17 protein-coding genes are annotated in these 19,194 nt (G+C 69.6%); 7 read left to right on the top strand and 10 right to left on the bottom strand.

All coding sequences use genetic code 11. The annotated features are described in order from the left end of the window. Position 1 precedes the first annotated feature (1 nt). The 4 genes from ACSAMQ_RS02405 to ACSAMQ_RS02390 all read right to left on the bottom strand — a co-directional run bounded on the left by ACSAMQ_RS02405 (position 2) and on the right by ACSAMQ_RS02390 (position 2,558). Complete coding sequence (locus ACSAMQ_RS02405) at positions 2–430, bottom strand: hypothetical protein (protein ID WP_435394114.1); 429 nt, start codon at positions 428–430, stop codon at positions 2–4. A gap of 31 nt (positions 431–461) precedes the next feature. Further along, positions 462–824: a hypothetical protein gene (locus ACSAMQ_RS02400; protein ID WP_435394113.1), complete on the bottom strand. Its 363-nt coding sequence runs from the start codon at positions 822–824 to the stop codon at positions 462–464. Positions 825–1,015: 191 nt separating this feature from the next. Further along, a complete protein-coding gene (locus ACSAMQ_RS02395) occupies positions 1,016–1,645 on the bottom strand; it encodes a hypothetical protein (protein WP_435394112.1) in 630 nt (209 codons plus the stop codon). 169 nt (positions 1,646–1,814) lie between these two features. Continuing rightward, a complete protein-coding gene (locus ACSAMQ_RS02390) occupies positions 1,815–2,558 on the bottom strand; it encodes a sulfurtransferase (RefSeq protein WP_435394111.1) in 744 nt (247 codons plus the stop codon). Between the two features lie 207 nt (positions 2,559–2,765). Between ACSAMQ_RS02390 and ACSAMQ_RS02385 the strand changes: the two genes are divergently transcribed. Further along, a complete protein-coding gene (locus ACSAMQ_RS02385) occupies positions 2,766–3,077 on the top strand; it encodes an HPF/RaiA family ribosome-associated protein (protein ID WP_435394110.1) in 312 nt (103 codons plus the stop codon). Between the two features lie 211 nt (positions 3,078–3,288). Here ACSAMQ_RS02385 and ACSAMQ_RS02380 read toward each other — a convergent pair whose 3' ends face one another. Together ACSAMQ_RS02380 and ACSAMQ_RS02375 are read right to left on the bottom strand one after the other, a co-directional pair. After that, complete coding sequence (locus tag ACSAMQ_RS02380; RefSeq protein WP_435394146.1) at positions 3,289–3,939, bottom strand: HD domain-containing protein; 651 nt, start codon at positions 3,937–3,939, stop codon at positions 3,289–3,291. A 252-nt stretch (positions 3,940–4,191) separates the two neighbouring features. Further along, positions 4,192–10,791, bottom strand: a complete 6,600-nt coding sequence (locus ACSAMQ_RS02375; protein WP_435394109.1) for a putative Ig domain-containing protein — start codon at positions 10,789–10,791, stop codon at positions 4,192–4,194. Between the two features lie 388 nt (positions 10,792–11,179). Here ACSAMQ_RS02375 and ACSAMQ_RS02370 point away from each other — a divergent pair, with 388 nt between their 5' ends. The 4 genes from ACSAMQ_RS02370 to ACSAMQ_RS02355 all read left to right on the top strand — a co-directional run bounded on the left by ACSAMQ_RS02370 (position 11,180) and on the right by ACSAMQ_RS02355 (position 13,468). Continuing rightward, positions 11,180–11,710: a phage tail protein gene (locus tag ACSAMQ_RS02370; RefSeq protein WP_435394108.1), complete on the top strand. Its 531-nt coding sequence runs from the start codon at positions 11,180–11,182 to the stop codon at positions 11,708–11,710. Positions 11,711–11,774: 64 nt separating this feature from the next. Beyond that, a complete protein-coding gene (locus ACSAMQ_RS02365; protein WP_435394107.1) occupies positions 11,775–12,305 on the top strand; it encodes a phage tail protein in 531 nt (176 codons plus the stop codon). Between the two features lie 31 nt (positions 12,306–12,336). Beyond that, on the top strand, positions 12,337–12,867 hold the full coding sequence (locus ACSAMQ_RS02360; protein ID WP_435394106.1) for a phage tail protein: 531 nt from the start codon (positions 12,337–12,339) through the stop codon (positions 12,865–12,867). A 49-nt stretch (positions 12,868–12,916) separates the two neighbouring features. Then, a complete protein-coding gene (locus tag ACSAMQ_RS02355) occupies positions 12,917–13,468 on the top strand; it encodes an N-acetyltransferase family protein (RefSeq protein ID WP_435394145.1) in 552 nt (183 codons plus the stop codon). 136 nt (positions 13,469–13,604) lie between these two features. Here ACSAMQ_RS02355 and ACSAMQ_RS02350 read toward each other — a convergent pair whose 3' ends face one another. The 4 genes from ACSAMQ_RS02350 to soxR form a co-directional block, all read right to left on the bottom strand. Then, the gene (locus ACSAMQ_RS02350; protein WP_435394105.1) at positions 13,605–13,895 is read right to left on the bottom strand and encodes a DUF6916 family protein; all 291 of its coding nucleotides are present in this window, start codon (positions 13,893–13,895) and stop codon (positions 13,605–13,607) included. A 625-nt stretch (positions 13,896–14,520) separates the two neighbouring features. Next, a complete protein-coding gene (locus ACSAMQ_RS02345) occupies positions 14,521–15,075 on the bottom strand; it encodes an Ig-like domain-containing protein (RefSeq protein WP_435394104.1) in 555 nt (184 codons plus the stop codon). 524 nt (positions 15,076–15,599) lie between these two features. Further along, on the bottom strand, positions 15,600–16,109 hold the full coding sequence (locus tag ACSAMQ_RS02340; RefSeq protein ID WP_435394103.1) for a DUF1993 domain-containing protein: 510 nt from the start codon (positions 16,107–16,109) through the stop codon (positions 15,600–15,602). A gap of 102 nt (positions 16,110–16,211) precedes the next feature. Next, a complete protein-coding gene (soxR, locus tag ACSAMQ_RS02335; protein WP_435394144.1) occupies positions 16,212–16,691 on the bottom strand; it encodes a redox-sensitive transcriptional activator SoxR in 480 nt (159 codons plus the stop codon). A 71-nt stretch (positions 16,692–16,762) separates the two neighbouring features. Between soxR and ACSAMQ_RS02330 the strand changes: the two genes are divergently transcribed. Both ACSAMQ_RS02330 and ACSAMQ_RS02325 read left to right on the top strand, forming a co-directional pair. Further along, positions 16,763–17,758: an NADP-dependent oxidoreductase gene (locus ACSAMQ_RS02330; RefSeq protein WP_435394102.1), complete on the top strand. Its 996-nt coding sequence runs from the start codon at positions 16,763–16,765 to the stop codon at positions 17,756–17,758. After that, entirely contained in the window at positions 17,755–19,179 is a 1,425-nt protein-coding gene (locus tag ACSAMQ_RS02325; protein WP_435394101.1) for an MFS transporter, read from the top strand. The genes ACSAMQ_RS02330 and ACSAMQ_RS02325 overlap by 4 nt, the downstream gene beginning before the upstream one ends. Positions 19,180–19,194: the final 15 nt, after the last annotated feature.

Below are 19,194 nucleotides of genomic sequence, written 5' to 3'. Positions count from 1 at the left end.
GTCAGCGCTTCGACTTGACCACCAAGCGGCTCGTCCAGCGCTCGTCGCGTCGGGTAGAGCCGTTGAATTCCGCACCCGGACCGACACTCTCGTGCCACGGCGAGCGCTTCGCCAATCGGTATTCGCGGTTTTGGATCAGCGCGGTTCCCGACAGCGGATACGGCACCTTGGCCACGAGGTCCAGGTAGCTCCTGGTGCCGCTCAGCCGATCCAGATAGAACTCGCTCTCTTCGATTTCGATGACCAGGAGCGATTGCTCCGGATTCCGCTCACGCTCGAGCGAACGCAGGTTGTCCGTGCAATCGGATAAGACAATCCGGTCCTGCGAGCTGTCGTGGATTTCGAGCTGGGCCTGGAGGCGGCTTATTTCGGCGGCCAGGTGCTGCTTCAACCCGTTCAACAGCGCTTGTTTGTCGGCCGAGCCCGGCATGGAACCTCTCCCTGGTTGGCGTGGCGCGCGCTCAAGAACGCGACCAACTCCTCGTGCAGAACGCGTCCGCGGCCTTCGCGAGCTCGTCCAGGCCGGCCTCGCTGGCGGAGGCCTGCCCGCCCTTCGGCCGCAAGGTCTTCAACGCTGGAAATCCTTCCGCCTGGGCCGCGTCGTTGAGGGCGAACTGCCCTTCGGGCGTGGCGATCGTGTTCGCATACCCTCGCGGGCGGCAGGTCAGCGTCGCCCTCTCGTAGGGCAACGGCCACCGGCCCTTGAACGTGGACTTCGTCACGACCACGGCCTTCTCCGGCACGCTTTCGGTGGCCGATACAGGGCCCGCCTGGAGCAGGCCGGCTACGACGAGCGCTGCGACGAGCGCATGACAACGGTCCATCGTTATCTCCCCAGGCCGTCCGGCCCGTCCTGTCGGTGGTTGTATATCGGCGAACCGCAATGGCCACTCGCCCAACGCTTGCAGGCCGCCGTCTCGCCGCGCAGGCGAGCCTCATGGACTTGCCCGGCGACTACGCGAGCGCGACGCCAGCCCCGATTATTGCGCAAACGACCGACGCGGTCGCGCGGTGCTCAGGCCGCCGGCTTCTCGCTCGCCTTGCCCATGTAGAACATCGAGGCGCACAGGCCCACGCCTTGCGCGGTCGCGGCGGGGACGTCGCTGCCCTGCAGGGCGATCAGCTTGACCACGTCGCCGGTGCTCTCGGTGACTTTCGCCAGGGCGATGAATCCGGTCGGGGTGGTGCCGCAGAAGGCGTTGCCCGGGGTTTCCTTCGGCGGCACCTGCTCGATCACCCGGCGCAGTTCGATCGCCTGGCTGGCTTCGACCTGCATGACCGCGCCATAGGTCTCGCCGGCGGTGTATTGGTCGCCGCCGCGCACCAGCGCGACGCGCTCGGTCTTGTACAACGAGCCGTTCTCGCCCTTGAGTTCGAGATCGTCGATGGTGAGTTTGCCGGTGGTCGCCTGGGCGACCGGGTTGCCGGGCTCGAAGGTGCCCAGGGCGACCGGCGGCAGCATCGGCGGAGCCGCGCGCGAAACCGGTTCGGCGTTCGGGTCGGGCACCGCCTGCGGCGCCTGCGGCAGGGCCGCGGTGGTTTCCTGCGGGGCAGCCGTGTTGACCGGCGCACTCTGGCTGCACGCGGCGAGCGCCACGACGGCGAGCGCGAGCGTCGACAAAGCGGGGAACAGACGTCGGTTCATCGGGGGTCCTCTGTACAAAATCCTGGTTGCGATTGCCGCGGGCCGCGGACGCACCGGCAACGCCGGCGCAGGTCCGTTCGCGCCGCCGGGGGAAGGCCCGCACGAGGGTGCCGGCGCGGCGCGAACGCGCAGCCTAACCGTTCGCCGTTAATAGTTCGTAAGGCCGCGCTCAGGCGGCCGCGTCGTCGTGCAAGGGTTGCAGCGCCGGATCCAGGGCGACGCGTTCATCGAACACGAAACAGCGGCCCTGGTAATGACGGCCCCCGACCTGCTCGAAATAGCCGAGGATGCCGCCGTCGAGCTGGAGCAGATTGTCCATGCCGTCGGCGCGCAGCCACAGCGCGGCCTTTTCGCAGCGGATGCCGCCGGTGCAGAAGCTGACCACGGTGGCGTCGGCCAGGGCTTCGCGATGCGGCGCCAGGGCCTCGGGCAGCTCGGTGAAATTGTCGATCGGCAGGGTCAGCGCGTCGGCGAAGCTGCCGTACTGGACCTCCTCGCGATTGCGCGTATCGAGCAAGACGACCCGGCGGCCGCCGTCGTCGTGCCCGCGATCGAGCCAACGCGCGAGGGTGTCCGGCGTCACGCTCGGTGCGCGCTCGCGCAAGGGCGAGGAATGCTCGCGGCGGAAGGCGATGATTTCCTGCTTCAGCTTGACCTTGAGCCGGGCGAACGGCTGCTGGCGGCTGTGGCTGTACTTGACCACCAGCCCGGCGAAACGCGGGTCGGCGCGCAGGCCGTCGAGCAGGGCCTCGATCGGCGCGGCGGCGCCGGCCAGGAACAGGTTGATGCCCTCGCCCGCGACCAGCACGGTGCCGCGCAACTCGCCGGCTTCGGCCCGTTCACGGACCCAAGCGGCCAATCGCGGCGGGTCCTCGACGGTGGCGAAATGATAGGCGGCGATGTTGACGATCATGCCGCCATTCTAACGCGCGGCGTCTCCGCGAGACTGACATGCGGCCCCTGGGTCGGACCTGAACCGAGCCGCGAACCTTCCGCGCGAACCGCGGTCCCAGGAATTGCGCGGCCCGGACAAGACGGCCAAGCAGGCCCGGACCGCGTGAAACGCCGCCGCAAGGGCGGCGGCGTTGCCCTCTCAACTGCTCCATCAGGAGGCGTTTGCATGAAGGTACAGCTCAACACCGACCACCATCTCCGCGGCGATCAGTCGCTTGCCCAGCACGTCGAAGGCGTGGTCGACCACAGCCTTTCGCGTTACCGCGACCAGGTCACCCGGGTCGAAGTCCACCTGCGCGACGTCAACGGCGCCAAGGCCGGCGGCGGCGACAAACACTGCACCATCGAAGCGCGTCTGGAGGGCCGCCCGCCGGTGGCCGCCACCGAAGACGCCGACACGATGCGCGGAGCGATCAGCGGCGCGGCGCGCAAGCTGCAACGCGTGCTCGACAGTTCGCTGGGGCGGTTGTCCAGCTGATACGACTCACCTCGCCGGCGGCGAGGACCGCCGGCGCCGATGCAGGGGCCGCCGCAGCGATGCGGCGGCCTTTGTCTGTGCGGCCGGGGGTCGCCGGTGTCTTGAAGACCTGCATTTGAACGCGTGTGGTTAAAGCCGCCGCCAGGCTCGGTGCAATCGAGGCAGTGCCCTGCCCGTCACCGCCGCACCGCGCCGGCCGCGCTGCGGGCGATCAGCGCTTGGTGGTGATCGCGCGGCGCAGATTGTTGCGGGCCGCCGCGTCGTAACGGGCGTGGTAGTAGTCGCTGAGGAAGATCCGCTCGCGCTTGAGCAAGCCCTTGAGGAAGCGGCGGCGATTCAGCCGGAACAGGGGCCCGGGGACATGGCCGCGGTATTCCGAGGCGATGCCGCGATCGTAGGCGTCGAACACCGCCGGCTCGGCGCCGAGGATGGCCATGTCGCCGTCGAGGAACAAGCGCGTCTCCTCGTCGACCTGGTCGGCGGCGATGGCGCCGTGGCGCGCGGTCAGTTCGATCAGTTCGGCCACGCGATCGGCATCGAGGCCCGCATCCGCCAACCAGCGCACGATGTGTTCGCGCGCGAGCACGGCCGAACGCGCCTCGTTGTCGCGCCGCCCCGCCTCGTAGATCGCGTCGTGATACAGCACCGCGAGCGCGACCTCGCGCGGCTGCCGCCAGCCGGGGCCGGCGGCGACGTCGAGGTAATGGCGCAGCACTTCGGCGACGTGGCCGATGTTGTGATAGGCGCGCGCCGGCGTCGCATATGCGGCTTCGAGCGCGGCGCGCTGCTCGGCCGGAAGCTGCAGCGGCAGCTCGGCGAGCAGGGCCTCGGGCAGGCTGGGTCTGGGTTCGGCGAACGACATCGACATCGCGGCAGGTTTCGCAGGGACGATGGCGGCATCTTGGCATGCCGGGATGGCGATCGCCCTGGCCACGCGTCGCGGTCAAGCCCTGAATCCCCGCCTTCGCGGGATGGCGACTGGGAAGTTGCGTATCGGTGTTTGCGAGGACGACGGCGGGAGGCCTGCGCATCGCGACCGGAGCGAGTGTCCGGCCCGCATCGAATGCATCGCACCCTGCCCCCTGGCGCGGCCCGAGCCGCGCCAGGGGTTCGATCAGTACTTCTTCTCGACGTTGATCATGAAGCTGTTGTCGTCGTCGTTGCCGCTGCCGAACAGGCCGCGGTACTCGAAGCGCAGGACCAGGTCGCGCTCGGTCTGCAACACCGCGCCGATGCCGAACACGAAGCGGTTGCGGTCCAGACCCTCCAGGCGGGCGCGGTAGAACGGACCGCCGACCATGTCGGCATAGCTCATCGTCGCGAAGCTCTCGTCCTGGAAGTCGTGCTGGTACTCCAGCAGCACCGTGGGCGAGAACGTGCCCAGGCGCACCGGGTAACGGTAATCCAGGCGCAGGCCCAGGCTGGTCGTGGTGGTGTCGACGTCCATGTCCCGATGGGTCAGCGCGTACGAGGCGTCGCCCTGCTCCGTATAGCCGTCCAGGCGCGCGCGGGCCACGTCGAGACGGGCGTACGGCGTGAAGTGCAGGCGGTCGCGCTGGTAGTCCATGCCGGCCGAGACCGAGGCGAACCACTGGGTGCCGTCGCGGTCGCCGCGGACCATGCCGCCGGTGTCGGTGACGTAGCGGCGGGTGTCGAACGACAGCCACTGGTAGCCGAGCAGGCCGTCGAGATAGAAGCTCTCGCCCGGATGGTAGCTGGCGTACAGCACCGCGCTGTAGCTCTTGGCCTTGCTGCGGCTGCCGCGCTGGCCGACGTCGGTGTCGTCGCGGCCGTAGCCGATGCCGCCGCCGAGCGCGAAGTCCTCGCGCAGGCGGTAATCGGCGCCGGCGCTGATGCCGCTGGTCTCGAAGTCGAAGCCGGCCGAGCCGCCGCTGCGTCCGTCGCGGTTGCCGGTGTTGATCGAGCCGCCGGTCCAGATGCCGTAGCGCGTACCGCTGCCTTCGACCGGCGGCTTGGGCTCGATCGCGGCCTGCTCGTCGGCGAGCAAGGGCTGGCGGCAATCGCTGCCCGGCGTGCGCCGCGCTTCGTCGCGGCAACGCGGGTCGATCGAGAAGCTCAGGCCGTTGTCGAAGCGCGCGCCGTCGCTGCCGCCCTCGTGCATGCCCTGCATGCGCTGCTGGAAGTTGCCGATCTGGGCAGTGGCGAAGCGCCGCGCGGCCGAAGCCTGGGCGTTGAGCAGGCCGAGCACTTCGGCGTCCTTGGAAGGATCGTTGCGCGGCAGCACTTCGATTTCGATGGTCGCCACCGCCGAGGTCGCATGGGCGTTGTTGAGGGTGAAGCTCGCCACGGCGACGCCGGAGAAGCCGATGACCGGCGTATAGCGCAGCGTGTACACGCCGCCGGACCCGCTGATCGCCGCACTGCCCGAAGACGCCGGGGTCAACGACACCAGGGTGGCCGCGGTGAACGGGCCGCCGGTCGCGCCGGCGGTCAGATCGACCGCGACCGCCGCGCCCGCGATGGTGCGGACGCGCCGCGATTGCGCCACCGGTACCGCGTTGACGGTGATCGTCGAGGTGATCGGCGCGGACGGGCCGAACGCGTTGTTGAGCGTGTACACCAGGGCGATCGGGCCGACCGTGGTGCTGGCCGGGGTGTAGACGATCTGGGTGCCGCTGACCACGGCCGTGCCCGACGACGGCGGGCTCAACAGGGTTACGCCGGTGAACGGGCTGCCGGTGGCGCCGGCGGCCGCGTCGATGGTGGCGGTCTGGGTCGACAGGATCGTCGCCGTCTGCGGCTGGCCTTGCGGCACCGGCAACGCGTTGACGGTGATCGTCACCGTGGCCGGCGCCGAGGTGCCGCCGGGGCCGCTGGCGGTGTAAGTGAAGCTGTCGCTGCCGAAGTAATTGCCGGCCGGGGTATAGACCACGTCTATGCCGCTGACCACCGCGCTGCCGTGGCTCGGCGCCGAGGCGACCGCGACGCTGGCGATGATGCCGGTGTCGTTGGCGGTGACCGGGATCGTTACCGCCTGGTTCGACAAGGTGCTGGCGCTGTCGTCGACCGCGACCGGCACCGCGTCGACGATCACGATCGTCAGCGGCGCGGTGGTGGTGTAGCCGGCGTCGTCGGTGGAACGGATGGTGGCGGTGTAACTGCCGGCGGTGGTCGGGGTGCCGCTGTAGACGCCGGCGGAACTGAAGGACAAACCGACCGGCAGATTGCCCGAAACGATCGAGTAGCTGTACGGCGCGATGCCGCCGCTGCTGCTCAGGCTCTGGTTGTAAGGCACGCCGACCACGCCGCCGGGCAAGGCCGCCGGCGAAATCACTACGTTGGCCGGGTCGATGGCGAAGGTATAGACCCGCGAGCCGGTCTGGCCGTTGGCGTCGGTGGCCTGCACGGTGATGCTGAAATTGCCGTCCGAGCGCGGCACGCCGGAAAGCGCGCCGGCCGAGGAGAAGCTCATCCCGATCGGCAACGCGCCGCTGAGCAGCGAGAAGCTGTACGGCGCGACGCCGCCGGTGGCGGCGATGGCCGCGTTGTAGGCGATCGCGGCGGTACCGTTCGGCAGGCTCGGCGGGTCGAGCACGATGCTCGGGGTGCCCACCACGATGGTGTAGTTCTGCTGCAGCGAGAACGGCGCGCCGCTGCCGGTGCTGCTGTCCTGCACGCGCACGGCGATGTTGTAGTTGCCGGGCACCGTCGGCGTGCCGCTGAGCACGCCGGCCGAACTGAAGCTCACGCCGACGGGCAGCGAACCGCTGGCGAGGCTGAAGCTGTACGGCGCCGAGCCCCCGCTCGCGGCGAAGTTGATGGCGGTCGCCGCGCCGTAGTTCATCGGCAGGTTGCCCGGGGCCGGGGTCATCGCCAGGGTCGGTGCGCCGACCGTCAGGGTGAAGATCTGGCCTTGGGTGAACGGACCGTTGCCGCTGCTGCTGTCGGTCGCGCTGGCGTTGAGGCTGAAGCTGCCCGCGGCGGTCGGCGTGCCGCTGACGGTGACGCTGTCGGCGGTGGTGGCGGTGATGCTCAGCCCGGCCGGCAGGCCGGCGACGTTGTAGCCGCTGTAGGGCGCGGTGCCGCCGGCCCAGGTGAAGGTCTGGGTGTAGGCGGCGCCGACCTGCGCGGTCAGCGGGCCGCCCGCGGTCACCGTGATCACCGGGTTGGCGACGGTGATCGTGACCGTCGCCGGCGCCGACGTGCCGGCCACGTTGCTCGCGGTGTAAGTGAAGCTGTCGCTGCCGGCGTAGCCCGCGGCCGGCTGGTAGGTGATCGAGGTGCCGCTGGCGATCGCCGTGCCGTGCGCCGGTGCTGCCGCGATCGCCACCGACGCCGGGATGCCGCCGGTGATGTTCAAGGCGATCGGATTGGCGCCGCTGCCGTAGGCCACGGTGGCCGAAACCGGATTGGCTGCCGGCACGATGTCGACGACGACCAGGGTGTAGCTCTGCGGCGCCGAGGTGTAGGGACCGGTTCCGGTGCTGCTGTCGGTCGCGGTCGCGGCGAAGGTGTAGCTGCCCGGCGCGGTCGGCGTGCCGCTGATCTGGCCGGCGCTGCTGAAGCTCATGCCCGGCGGCAGGCTGCCCGAGGCCAAGGCATAGCTGTACGGCGAAGTGCCGCCGGTGGCGCCGTTGATGTTGGCGCTGTAGGCCGAGGCGACGGTCGCGCTGGGGAACGAGGTCGGCGGCAACACCACGGTCGAAGCGCCGATGCTCAGAGTGTAGGCGCGCGAACCCGTATACGGGCCGCTGCCGCTGCTGCTGTCGGTCGCGGTGACGGTGAAGTTGAAGCTGCCGCCCGCAGTCGGCGTGCCGCTGAGGGCGCCGTTGCTGGCCAGGCTGAGGCCGGCCGGCAAGGCGCCGGCGGTGACTGCGAAGCTATAGCCCGGAGTGCCGCCGGACGCGGTCAGGGTCTGGCTGTACGCCTGGGCCACGCCGCCCGCCGGCAGGGTCGCCGGTGAGACGTTGACGGTCGCCGCCGCGACGGTCAGCGCATACGCGCGCGAACCGGTCTGACCGTTGCCGTCGCTGGCGGTGACGGTGAAGTTGAAAGTGCCGCCCGAGGTCGGCGTACCGGCGATGGTGCCGGCCGAGCTCAGGCTCAGGCCGGCCGGCAAGGCGCCGGCGGTCACCGAATAGGTGTACGGGCCGATGCCGCCGCTGGCGCTCAGATCGGTGCTGTAGGCCGCAGCGACCTGCGCCCCCGGCAGCGTGGGCGGCGCGACCACGATGGTCGGCGCGGCCACCTGCAGGACGTAGTTCTGGGCGCGGGCGAACGGCGCGCCGGCACCGGTCGAGCTGTCGGTGGCGCGCACCGAGAAGGTGAACAGGCCGGTCACGGTCGGGGTGCCGGACAACACGCCGGTGGCGCCGTCCAGGGTCAAGCCGGCCGGCAAGGCACCGGCCGAAACGGCATAGGCATAGGCCGGCGTGCCGCCGCTGGCGACGAAAGCCTGGCTGTAGGCGCTGCCGTAGGTCGCGTTCAAGGTGCCCGCGGCCGGCGTCATGCTCAGCGTCGGCGCACTCACTGTCAGGACGAAGGCCTGGCCGACGGTGAACGGCCCGTCGCCGGTGCTGCTGTCGGTCGCGCTGGCGTTGAGCGGAAAGGTGCCGGCCGCGGTCGGCGTGCCGCTGACGGTCACGCTGTTGGCGGTGGTGCCGGTGACGCTCAAACCGGCCGGCAGACCGGTCACGTTGTAACCGCTGAACGGCTGGGTGCCGCCGGACCAGGTGAAGGTCTGGGTGTAGGCGACGCCGATCTGCGCGGTGAACGGACCGGATGCGGCCACGGTGATGCTGGGCGGGCTCACCGTGACGGTGACCGTCGCCGGGGCCGAGGTACCGGCACCGTTGCTCGCGGTATAGGTGAAGCTGTCCGGCCCGGCATAACCCGCGGCCGGCTGGTAGGTGACGGTGGTGCCGCTGGCGATCGCGGTGCCGTGCAGCGGCGCCGTACCGATGGCCACCGAGGCCGGCACCCCGCCGGTGATGTTCAAGCTGACCGGATTGGCGCCGCTGTTGTAGGCGACGGTCGCCGAGACCGCGTTGGCGACCGGCGGGATGTTGACGATCTGCAGCGAATAGCCGCGCGGCGCCGAGCTGTAGGCGCCGGTGCCGGTGCTGCTGTCGGTCGCGATGACGGTGAAGTTGAAGGTGCCGGCTGCGGTGGGCGTCCCCGACAGCACGCCGGCGCTGCTCAGGCTGATCCCGGGCGGGAGCGCGCCAACGCCCACCGCATAGGTGTACGGCGCGGTGCCGCCGCTGGCGGGATTGAGGGTCGCGTTATAAGCCACCGCGACCGTGCCGTTGGCCAGGCTGGTCGCCGGCAGGGTGATCGTCGGCGCGGCGATGACCAAGGTGTAAGCGCGCGAACCGGTATGCGGGGCACCGGTGCCGGTGCTGCTGCCGGTCGCGGTGACGGTGAAGTTGAAACTGCCGCCCGCGGTCGGCGTGCCGCTGAGCGTGCCGTTGCTGGCCAGGCTCAGGCCGGCCGGCAAGGCGCCGGCGGTGATCGCATAGGTGTACGGCGCGATGCCGCCGCTGGCGGTGATGGCCTGGCTGTAGGCCGCCGCGACGGTGCCGTTGGGCAGGGTCGTCGGTGCGATCGAGGTCGTCGGCGCGGCAACGGTCAGGGTGTAGGCGCGAGTGCCGGTGAAACCATTGTTGTCGGTGGCGCGCACGGTGAAGTTGAAGGTGCCCGCCGCGGTCGGCGTGCCGGTCAAGGCGCCGCTGTTCGCCAGGCTCAGCCCGGCCGGCAAGGCGCCGGCGGAGATCGCGAAGGTGTATGGCGAAGTGCCGCCGCTGGCGGTGAAGGTCTGGCTGTAGGCGGCGCCCACGGCCGCACCCGGAACCGTGGCCGGGTCGACCACGATGACCGGCGCTGCCGTGACGGTGACGGTATAGAGCCGGCTGCCCTTGTTGTCGGAACCGTCCTGCGACGTGCTGTTGTCCTCGGACACGATGCGGAAGGTGTAGGTGCCGGTCGTGGTCGGGGTGCCGCTGATCACGCCGCCGCTGCTCAGGCTCAGGCCGGGCGGCAACAAGTTCGGCGCGGCCTCCACCGTATAGGTGTACGGCGCAACGCCACCGCTGCTGGTCAGCGTGGTGTTATAGGGAATGCCGACCGCCATCGCCGGCAGGGTCGTCGGCGAGATCACCGGCGTGACGATCGGAATCAGGATCGAGTACGACTTGATCGTCGTCAGTGGCGTCGGCGTGCTCGAATCGGTCACGGTGATGTTGACCGCGAAGTTGCCGCGCTGGGTCGGGGTGCCGCCGAACGCGCCGCCCGAGAAGGTCAGGCCGGTCGGCAATACGCCGCTGGTATGCACGAAGCTGTAGGGCGCGACGCCGCCGGAGGCGCTCAGCGCCTGGCTGAAGGGCACGCCCAGCACCGGCGAGATCGAGGCCGGGCTGACGATGATCGGCGAGGTCGGCGCGCCGATGGTGACGTTGACGGTGACTTCGTTGCCAAGGCCATCGTCGAACACGAAGGTATCGCTGGTCGCCGTGTTGCCGAGGTGGGTATAGGTCACCGTCTGGCCGAACGGACTGGTCGTCGCGGTGCCGTGTGTTGGAGGGGTCAGGATGCCGCCGATGCCGCCGTCGTCCGGGCCATCGCAGGCGCTGGCATTGATGATCTGCGTGCCGCCATTAGCCACGGAGATGTTGAACGGCCCGCAATGCGGCGACGGCGCGGCGACCGCCATCGTGGACCACAGCCCCGCCAGACACAGCAGGAGCAGGCCCACTCCTAGTTGCAGGTACCTACCCTGCCGCCCGACATTCGAGATGCCCGCGCGACGTGCCCGATGCAGATGCATGATTTCCGATCCCCTGACGCCGATGGGGCGCGGTTCCTCCGCTGCCGCCCTCGACGTTCCGCCTGTTCGACCTGGTCTGGTCCCACGCGCCGAATTGCCTCGGCGCACCCCTATCCTTGATCTAGTACGCAAATCGGGGCCGGAACCGGCCGCTTTCGCCGCGGCATTGCGTTAAGGAAAGTCATGGCGCTCCGGCGCCATGCCGGATCCGCTCGGATCGGCCCCCTCCGCCGTGCGCGGGCGGGCCGCGCGAGCGGGTCTCCGGTACGCAGTCCGGGCTCGCACGGGGCCCGGGCGACATCCTCTGGGGGAAGAGATGACAGAAGTATTCCTGGGACAGATCATCACGGTGGGGTTCAATTTCGCCCCGAAGGGTTTCGCGTTCTGCGCCGGCCAAACATTGCCGATCGCACAGAACCAGGCCTTGTTCTCGCTGCTGGGCACGACCTACGGCGGCAACGGCCAGACCACCTTCCAGTTGCCGGACCTGCGCAGCCGCACGCCGGTCGGGTTCGGCCAGTCCGTCGACGGCGGCTGGAACCCGACCGCCTATCAGTTGGGCGAAACCGGCGGCGTCGAGAACGTCACCCTGCTGCCGACGCAGTTGCCTGCGCACAACCATGGCCTGGTCGGCACCAGCACCAACGCCAATTCACGCGGCGCACGCGACTCCTTGTACGGCAACTGCACGATCCCGCTGTACGCCGACGTCGGCGGCCCGCAGGTGGCCTTGTCGCCGGCCGTGCTCGGCCAGGCCGGCGGCACCCAGCCGCATCCCAACCTGCAGCCCTACCTGGCGATCAATTTCTGCATCGCCCTGACCGGCATTTACCCATCGCGCAACTGACGCGGCCGGCCCAGCGCGCGCCCTCGCGGCGCCATTCAATGCATTCCGTTCCGGAGTACACATCATGAGCGAACCCTTCGTCGGAGAAATCCGTCTATTCGGCTTCGGCCGCACCCCCACCGGCTGGTACCCCTGCGACGGCCGCCTGCAGTCGATCTCGGAGAACGAGGTCCTGTTCGCCCTGATCGGCACGACCTACGGTGGCGACGGACAGAGCAACTTCGCCATGCCCGACCTGCGCGGCCGGGTACCCGTCCACACCGGCACCGGCCCTGGCCTGAGCAACTACGTCATCGGCCAGGCCAGCGGCACCGAGAACGTCACTCTGCTGCCCACCCAGATGCCCGCACACACCCACACTATGTTCGCGACCACTTCGTTGGCCACCTCGAACAAGCCGGCGGTGAACGTGCAGCCCGGCGCGCTGTCGGGCGACACCATGTATCTGACCGATATCAGCGGGCTGCCGCCGATCCCGGAAGCCGTCAGCGCGGTGACGCCGGCCGGCAACACCCAGCCGCACGCCAATCAGATGCCGACCTTGACGGTGCAGTACTGCATCGCCTGGGCCGGTATCTTCCCGCAGCAGAACTGATCTCGCCGATCGCATTCCAGAGGACATCACCATGACCGAACCTTTCATCGGCCAGATCCAGATCTTCGGTTTCAACTTCGCGCCGCGCGGCTGGGCCTTCTGCAACGGCGCGACCCTGGCAATCCAGCAGAACACCGCGCTGTTCGCGCTGCTGGGCACCCAGTACGGCGGCAACGGCACCACCACCTTCCAACTGCCGAACTTCGTCAACCGCACCGGCTGCAACCAAGGCCAGGGGCCGGGGCTCACCCCGCACCAGATCGGCGATAACTTCGGCTCCAACAGCGTCACCGTGACCACCCAGGAGATGCCCGCGCATAGCCATGCGATGCAGATCTACAACCAGAACGACGTGAGCAAGCGACAGTCGGCGCCGGCCAACGGCGTCGCGCTCGGCAGTCCGGCGGCCTCGGCGTTCACTTCCGCCCCCACCGCCGATTCGCCGTTCCCGCCGAACATGATCGGCCCCACCGGCGGCGGCCAGCCGCACGAGAACCGGCAGCCGTATCTGGCGATGAACTTCTGCATCGCGCTGCAGGGTATCTTCCCTTCGTTCCCCTGATCGCTTGCGCCTTGGAATCGCTCGAACTCGTGCAAATCGCTTGAACGCCATGCACTGCGCCGCGCCGCTGTCGTTCCCGCAGGAACGCGGCGGCATCGGAACCCTCCCCGCGTCGCTGTCCGGGCGCGGGATCGGTCTGCGCGCGGCAAACGGCGACGACATCGACTGGCTGCGCTCGCTGTACCGCGAATTGAGGGCGCCGGAGTTCGCCGAACTGGGCTGGCCGCAGCCGGCCCTGCACGCCTTTCTCGACCAACAGTTCATGCTCCAGCACGTGCACTACCTGCGCCATTACGGCGAAGCCGAGTTCCTGATCGTCGAACAGGCCGGCCGCCCGATCGGGCGTTTTTATCTGCTGCGCGAAGCGCGCGAGCATTTGCTGGTCGACATCAGCCTGGCGCCGGCGACTTGCGGGCAAGGCCTCGGCAGCGCGCTGATCGCGATGGCGCAACAGCAGGCCGGCGCGCTCGGGCGCGGCATGCGCCTGCACGTAGAGTCCGCCAATACCTCAGCGCAGCGCTTGTACGACCGTCTCGGCTTCCGCGTCGTCGAAGCCCTGCCGACCCATATCATGATGCGTTGGACGCCGGCCCAGGGCTGAAACGGTCCATCGCAGCGCGCGACACGGACCCGTCGCTCCTCGGACGATAACGGCTGCGGTCGTATCGGCCGGGCACGGCTATCGAAGGGGTGTCCTGGCCTGGATGCCTATGGAGCGACCGCGCTCGCGCCTGGTCTCAGTTGAAGATCGCCTGATACAGAAAGCCTTCGCGCTCGCGCGCGACCGGCACCAGGAAGATGCCGACTTCGCCGATCGAGTCGTGGCGCATCACATAGATCTGCTGCGGAAACAGGAACGAGGAGCCGTTGCGGAACAGCAGCGAGAACGGCGCGCGCTCGCCTTGTTGCGGCCGGGTGCTCAGCGCCCGGGCCTCGACCAGCACGAACGGCACTTCGCTGTCGTTGAGCTGCGCCGAGTAGGTCTCGTTCACATGCGCGGCGAAGTGTTCCAAGGTCAATATGTCCATCGCAGGCCTCCCCAAGCCGAGGCCGCATCGTCGTCGTGTCTGGCGTCCGATGCAAGCCCTGCCGACGGTTTTGGGACCGACTCGCGCCTGCATGCGAGCCGCAATCGGCTTTCCACGGCGTCCGGTTCGCAACCGGGCCGGGATGCGCATGCAATACGGAGGGCTGAGCGAGAGGCGTGGCTGGGAGCGCGGCCAAGCGCCACGACGAATAGCCGGCCACGGATAACGACCGCCGCCGGCTCCGGCCGCGCCGCCGCGATCCCAGTTCGCGGCGGACGACGGCCGGAGCCGCCGACAGCGCGGGCGATCCCTGCCCATCCCTGCTTTCATCACTGACGGAGATGAAAGATTCCAGACCTTCGGGCCGTGCCGGCCGCGGCACCCGCCCGGCTCGAAGCCGGCGGGCGCCGCGGACCGGTCGACACCGGGGAAGACGCCGCTCCTGCCGTCGCCACCACGACGCGGCGATCGGCGGACCCGCCGCGCTATCTGCGCGGACGCAGGTCATGAAGCTGCGTGCTCGGCTCTCGCGTCTGGCGCGGAGAACCGCCCCCTCCCTCCTCCGTGGGGGTACCGGCTGCGCCGTCGCGATGGCGATCGCGGCGACGGCAATACGGGCGGCCCGTTACAAGGCCGCGGCGGCGGTCGGCGGCAGCGCCCGGCCGCGGATCGAGGTCACCGCCACCACCGCATCGACGCTGGCATCGCCGGCATGGACGCGATAGGTGTAGGTATCGACGCCTTCGAACCCCGGATCGGGCGTATAGGTCGCCCGCCCGTCCTGCAAGGTCACCACACCGTGCCGCGGCGCTTCGACGATGCTGTAGCGCAACGACGTCTCGCTGCCGATCGAGCCGCGCAAGGCGACGGTCGAAGTCGCGCCGTCGACGCTGTTGGTGACCAGATCGGCCGCCGCCAGCGGCTCGTAACGCTTGAAGCTGCGCACGCTGCCTTCGACCAGGCGGGCCGGATGGCCGCCGTCGGAGTCACCGCGGCCGGTCTGCGAGAACATCGACGTGGACGGACGCTGCTCGGTATGTTTGAAAGTGAAAGCCTGGTCTTGCGCTTCGCCGGCGAAACCGCGCTGCGCGCTCGAACTCGGGGCGCCGAACGCACCGGCACTGCACGCGAGCAGCGTCAGGCACAGCACGACGGGCCCCTGGATACTCTTGGACAACATGCCTACTCCTTGGTCTGGATGGAAACGGATCTATCGTCTGTTCCGGACGCGCTTGCCTGCGCTGGATCGCCGTTCGATCGCGACGGCGCGGGGATGGTGCTTCCTGCCTCGCCCTGTCCGGACCCGCTTGCGACCTCCTGTCGCCACCGGGAAAGCATGATCCCAGGCGGGCGTCGCAGAGGCCGAGACGGCGAGCGACGCGGGTCGAAATTCCTTCCGGAGAGTTGGGCTGCTTTCGGCGAAGACCGCGATTCGCGGACAGGTGCGACTGTCGAAAGCCGCTACGCAAGGCAGTGCGTCGAATAAGACATGGCGGCGTCGCAAGCGTTGCGATTCGCGCTCGCTGAGGGTGGCGTTCGAGCGCACGGCAACGCAATCGCGGCTCGCGCCGCTCCTACCCCGGAGGTGCGAGGCCTTCAGGCGGCCGGATCGCAAACGACGAAGGCCCGCGCATGCGGGCCTTCGGGGGCGATTCGGGTTGCGGCGCCCGGCGCCGGCGGCCGGGCTCGCGACTATGCCTTACCTCAGTACTTTCCCATGAAATCGCGCTTGCCGATGTTGACGCCGAGCCCGCGCAGAATCGCATAGGTGGTGGTGACGTGGAAGAAGAACTGCGGCAGGCCGTAATGGATCAGGTAGTCGTGCCCGCCGAAGCGGCGCTCCTTCGGAGTGCCGGGGCGCAGCACCACTTCGCGGTCCTCGGCGCCTTCGAACAGGGCCGGCTCGAGGCCGTCGACGAAGGCGATGGTCTTGGCGATCAGCGCCTGCAGTTCGGCGAAGCTGCGTTCCTTGTCGTCGTACACCGGTACTTCGACGTCGGCCAGGCGCGCGCTCACGCCCTTGGCGAAGTCGCAGGCGATCTGGACCTGGCGCAGCAAGGGGAACATGTCCGGAAACAGGCGCGCCTGCAGGTAGGCGTCGTGGTCGATCTTGTGTTCGGTCGCGTGGGCTTCGGTACGGGCCAGGATCTCGGCCAGGCTGCCGAGCATCTGCTTGAGCACCGGGACGGACGCGGAATACATCGAAATGGGCATGGTCTGGGGATTCGTGCAGGGGAAAGCCGCCATGGTACGACGACGGCGTGTCCGCCGCCCTGCCGTACCGAGGGGGCAGGCTCGGCTCAGGCCGTCGCGAGCTCAGACCGGCGATCTGGCGCGGCGGCGAGGTTTGGCCTGCCGCAGGGCCGCCGCCCAACGTTGCGCGCCCGCGCCCTGTTCGCCCCAGGTGTCGTCGGGGTTGGCCAACCGGCACCGGTCGATCGACAGGCAACCGCAGCCGATGCATTGGTCGAGGGTGTCGCGCATCAGGGTCAGGTTGGCGATGCGTTGTTCGAGCTCGTCCTTCCAGGCCGCCGAAAGCCGCGACCAGTCGCTGCGGGTGGGCACGCGCGAATCGGGCAAGGTGTCCAGCGCCTCGCGGATCGTCGCCAGCGGCATGCCGACCCGCTGGGCGACGCGGATGATGGCGATGCGGCGCAAGGTGTCGCGGCTGTAGCGGCGCTGGTTGCCGGCAGTGCGCAGGCTGTGGATCAGCCCCTTCGATTCGTAGAAATGCAAGGCCGACACCGCCACCCCCGAGCGTTCCGCGACTTGGCCCACGGTCAGCTCCATCGTCATGCTCATCGGCTATTGACCTCAACTTATATTGAGGTTCTATGCTGCATCCGGTCTCATTTCGACGTCAAGCCATGGCCCTCCCCCACGCTTGTGAAGCTACGCCCGACTCCCTCGCCGGCCTGGGCCAGGTCAAGGCGGTGGTATTCGACCGTTATGGCGCGCCCGAGGTCCTGCACGCCATCGACTTGCCGATGCCGCAGGCCGGCCCCGGCGAAGTGCGGGTCCGCGTGCGCGCGGCCGGCGTGCGCCCCAGCGACATCGCCCTGCGCCGCGGCCTTGCTGCGAGCGACGCCGGGCAGGCGTTTCCGCGCCGCCTCGGCAACGAGTTCGCCGGCATCGTCGACCAGGTCGGCGCCGGCGTGCGCGATCTGGAAGTCGGCGACGAAGTGCTCGGCTGGGCGCTGGCGATGAGTTATGCCGAGGTGCTGACCGTGCCGGCCGAACAGGTCGTGCACAAGCCCGAGACGATGTCCTGGGCGGTCGCCGGCGCCCTGCCCTCGACCGGCCAGAGCGCGCTGGGCGCGCTGCGCGTGCTCGGCGTCGAACCCGGCCACACCGTGCTGATCCACGGCGCCGCCAGCGGCATCGGCAGCGTCGCGGTGCAACTAGCCCGCGCATGGGGCGCGCAGGTGATCGGCAGCGCCGCCGCCAACGATCACGATTACCTGCGCTCGCTCGGCGCGCAACCCGTGCTCGAGGACCGCCAGGGCCTGGACCAGGCGCGCGCGTTGGCGCCGCACGGCGTCGACGCGATCTTCGACGCGCTCGGCAGCGAAGTTCACGAAGGCTGGCTTGCGCTCGGCGCGGCGCCGTCGCGCATCGCCACCCTGTCCGATTCCGACCAGGCCCGGCGCCTCGGCCTGCGTACCTTGCGCAGCCAGCGCAGCCGCGCGCACCTGCACGAGCTGATGGCCATGCACGTGCGCCATGGCCTGCTGGTGCATGTGCGCGAGATGTTTCCACTGACCCGCGCCGCCGACGCGCATCGCGCGGTCGAACGTGGCCACGGCCGCGGCAAGGTGGTGCTGATGGTGTACGAAGCCATGGCGATGAAGCACAGCGCATGAACGACGCCGACGCCCTCGCCCCCGCACTCGCCGCCGCGCCCTCCAACCCGGCGTCGCCGGCAGGGATACCGGAAAGCCTGTACGCCCCGCGCTACCGCGGCCTGACCATCGGCGCGGTTGCGCTGGTGGCCCTGGTCGCGTTCGAAGCGCTGGCGGTGACCACGGCGATGCCGACCGTCGCCCGCGCGCTCGACGGCCTGGCGCTGTATGCGCTCGCCTTCGGCGGCACCCTCACCGCGAGCGTGGTCGGCATGGTCGCGGCCGGCCGCTGGGCCGACGCGCGCGGCCCGGACGCGCCGCTGCGCCAGGGCATCGCCTGGTTCGCCCTGGGATTGATCGCGGCCGGCCTGGCGCCGTCGATGCCGTGGCTGATCGCCGGCCGCGTGGTCCAGGGCTTCGGCGGCGGTTTGATCTCGGTCGCCTTGTACGTGGTGGTCGGCCGGGTCTATCCGCCGCACCTGCGGGCGAGGATCTTCGCCGCCTTCGCCGCGGCCTGGGTGGTCCCGGCGGTGGTCGGCCCGGCGATCAGCGGCGCGATCGTCGAACACGCCGGCTGGCGCTGGGTGTTTTTGTCGGTGCCGATCGTCGCGATGCTGGCGGCGTGGCTGGTGTTGCCGTCGCTGCGTCGTCTCGGCCCGACCGCGGGCGCCGCCGATGCCGGCCACGATCAGCGCACCCGCCTGCTGTGGGCCTTGCTGACGACGGCCAGCCTTCTGGCCTTGCATTACGGCGGCCAGCAACGCGGCTGGGCGGCTGCGGCGGTGCTGGTTCCCGCGCTTGCGGCGCTGGCCTGGGCGGCCTCGCGCCTGCTGCCGCGCGGCACTCTGCGCGCAGCGCGCGGCCTGCCGACCGTGGTCTCGCTGCGCGGCATCGGCGCCGGCGCGTTCTTCCTTACCGAGGCCTACATCCCGCTGTTGCTGTCGCAGGAACGCGGCCTGTCGCCGACCTGGGCCGGGCTGGTGTTGACGCTGGGCGCGGTCGGCTGGTCGAGCGGTTCCTGGTATCGCGGACGCACCGCGGTCGCGGCGTCGCCGCAGCGTTTCCTGCAGGCCGGCATGGCGATGGTCGCGCTCGGCGTGGTCGCGATCGCCGCCTTGGTATGGCCGCAAGCACCGGTCGCGCTCGGCGTCGCCGGCTGGATCGTCGCCGGCCTCGGCATGGGCATGATCTACCCGACCCTGTCGGTGTTGATGCTCGAACTGTCGCCGCCCGAGCAGCAGGGCGTGAACTCCTCGGCGCTGCACCTCGGCGATGCGATCTTCACCGCCACCGCGCTGGCGATCGGCGGCTCGCTGTTCGCCGCGCTGATGACGCGTTCGCACTCGCTGGCTTATCTGTGTGGGTTCGGCATCGCGCTCGGTCTGGCTTTGTTGGGATTGGTGTTGGCGGCGCGGGTGCGGGTGACCGAGGCGGCGCTTTGATCGCGCTTTGGTCGC

The sequence above is a fragment of the Lysobacter sp. 1R34A genome, assembly GCF_051217035.1.
In the GTDB taxonomy this organism is placed as follows: Bacteria; Pseudomonadota; Gammaproteobacteria; order Xanthomonadales; family Xanthomonadaceae; genus Lysobacter.
The sequence above is the reverse complement of the archived record's forward strand: the minus strand, read 5'-3'. Positions and strand labels throughout refer to the sequence as shown.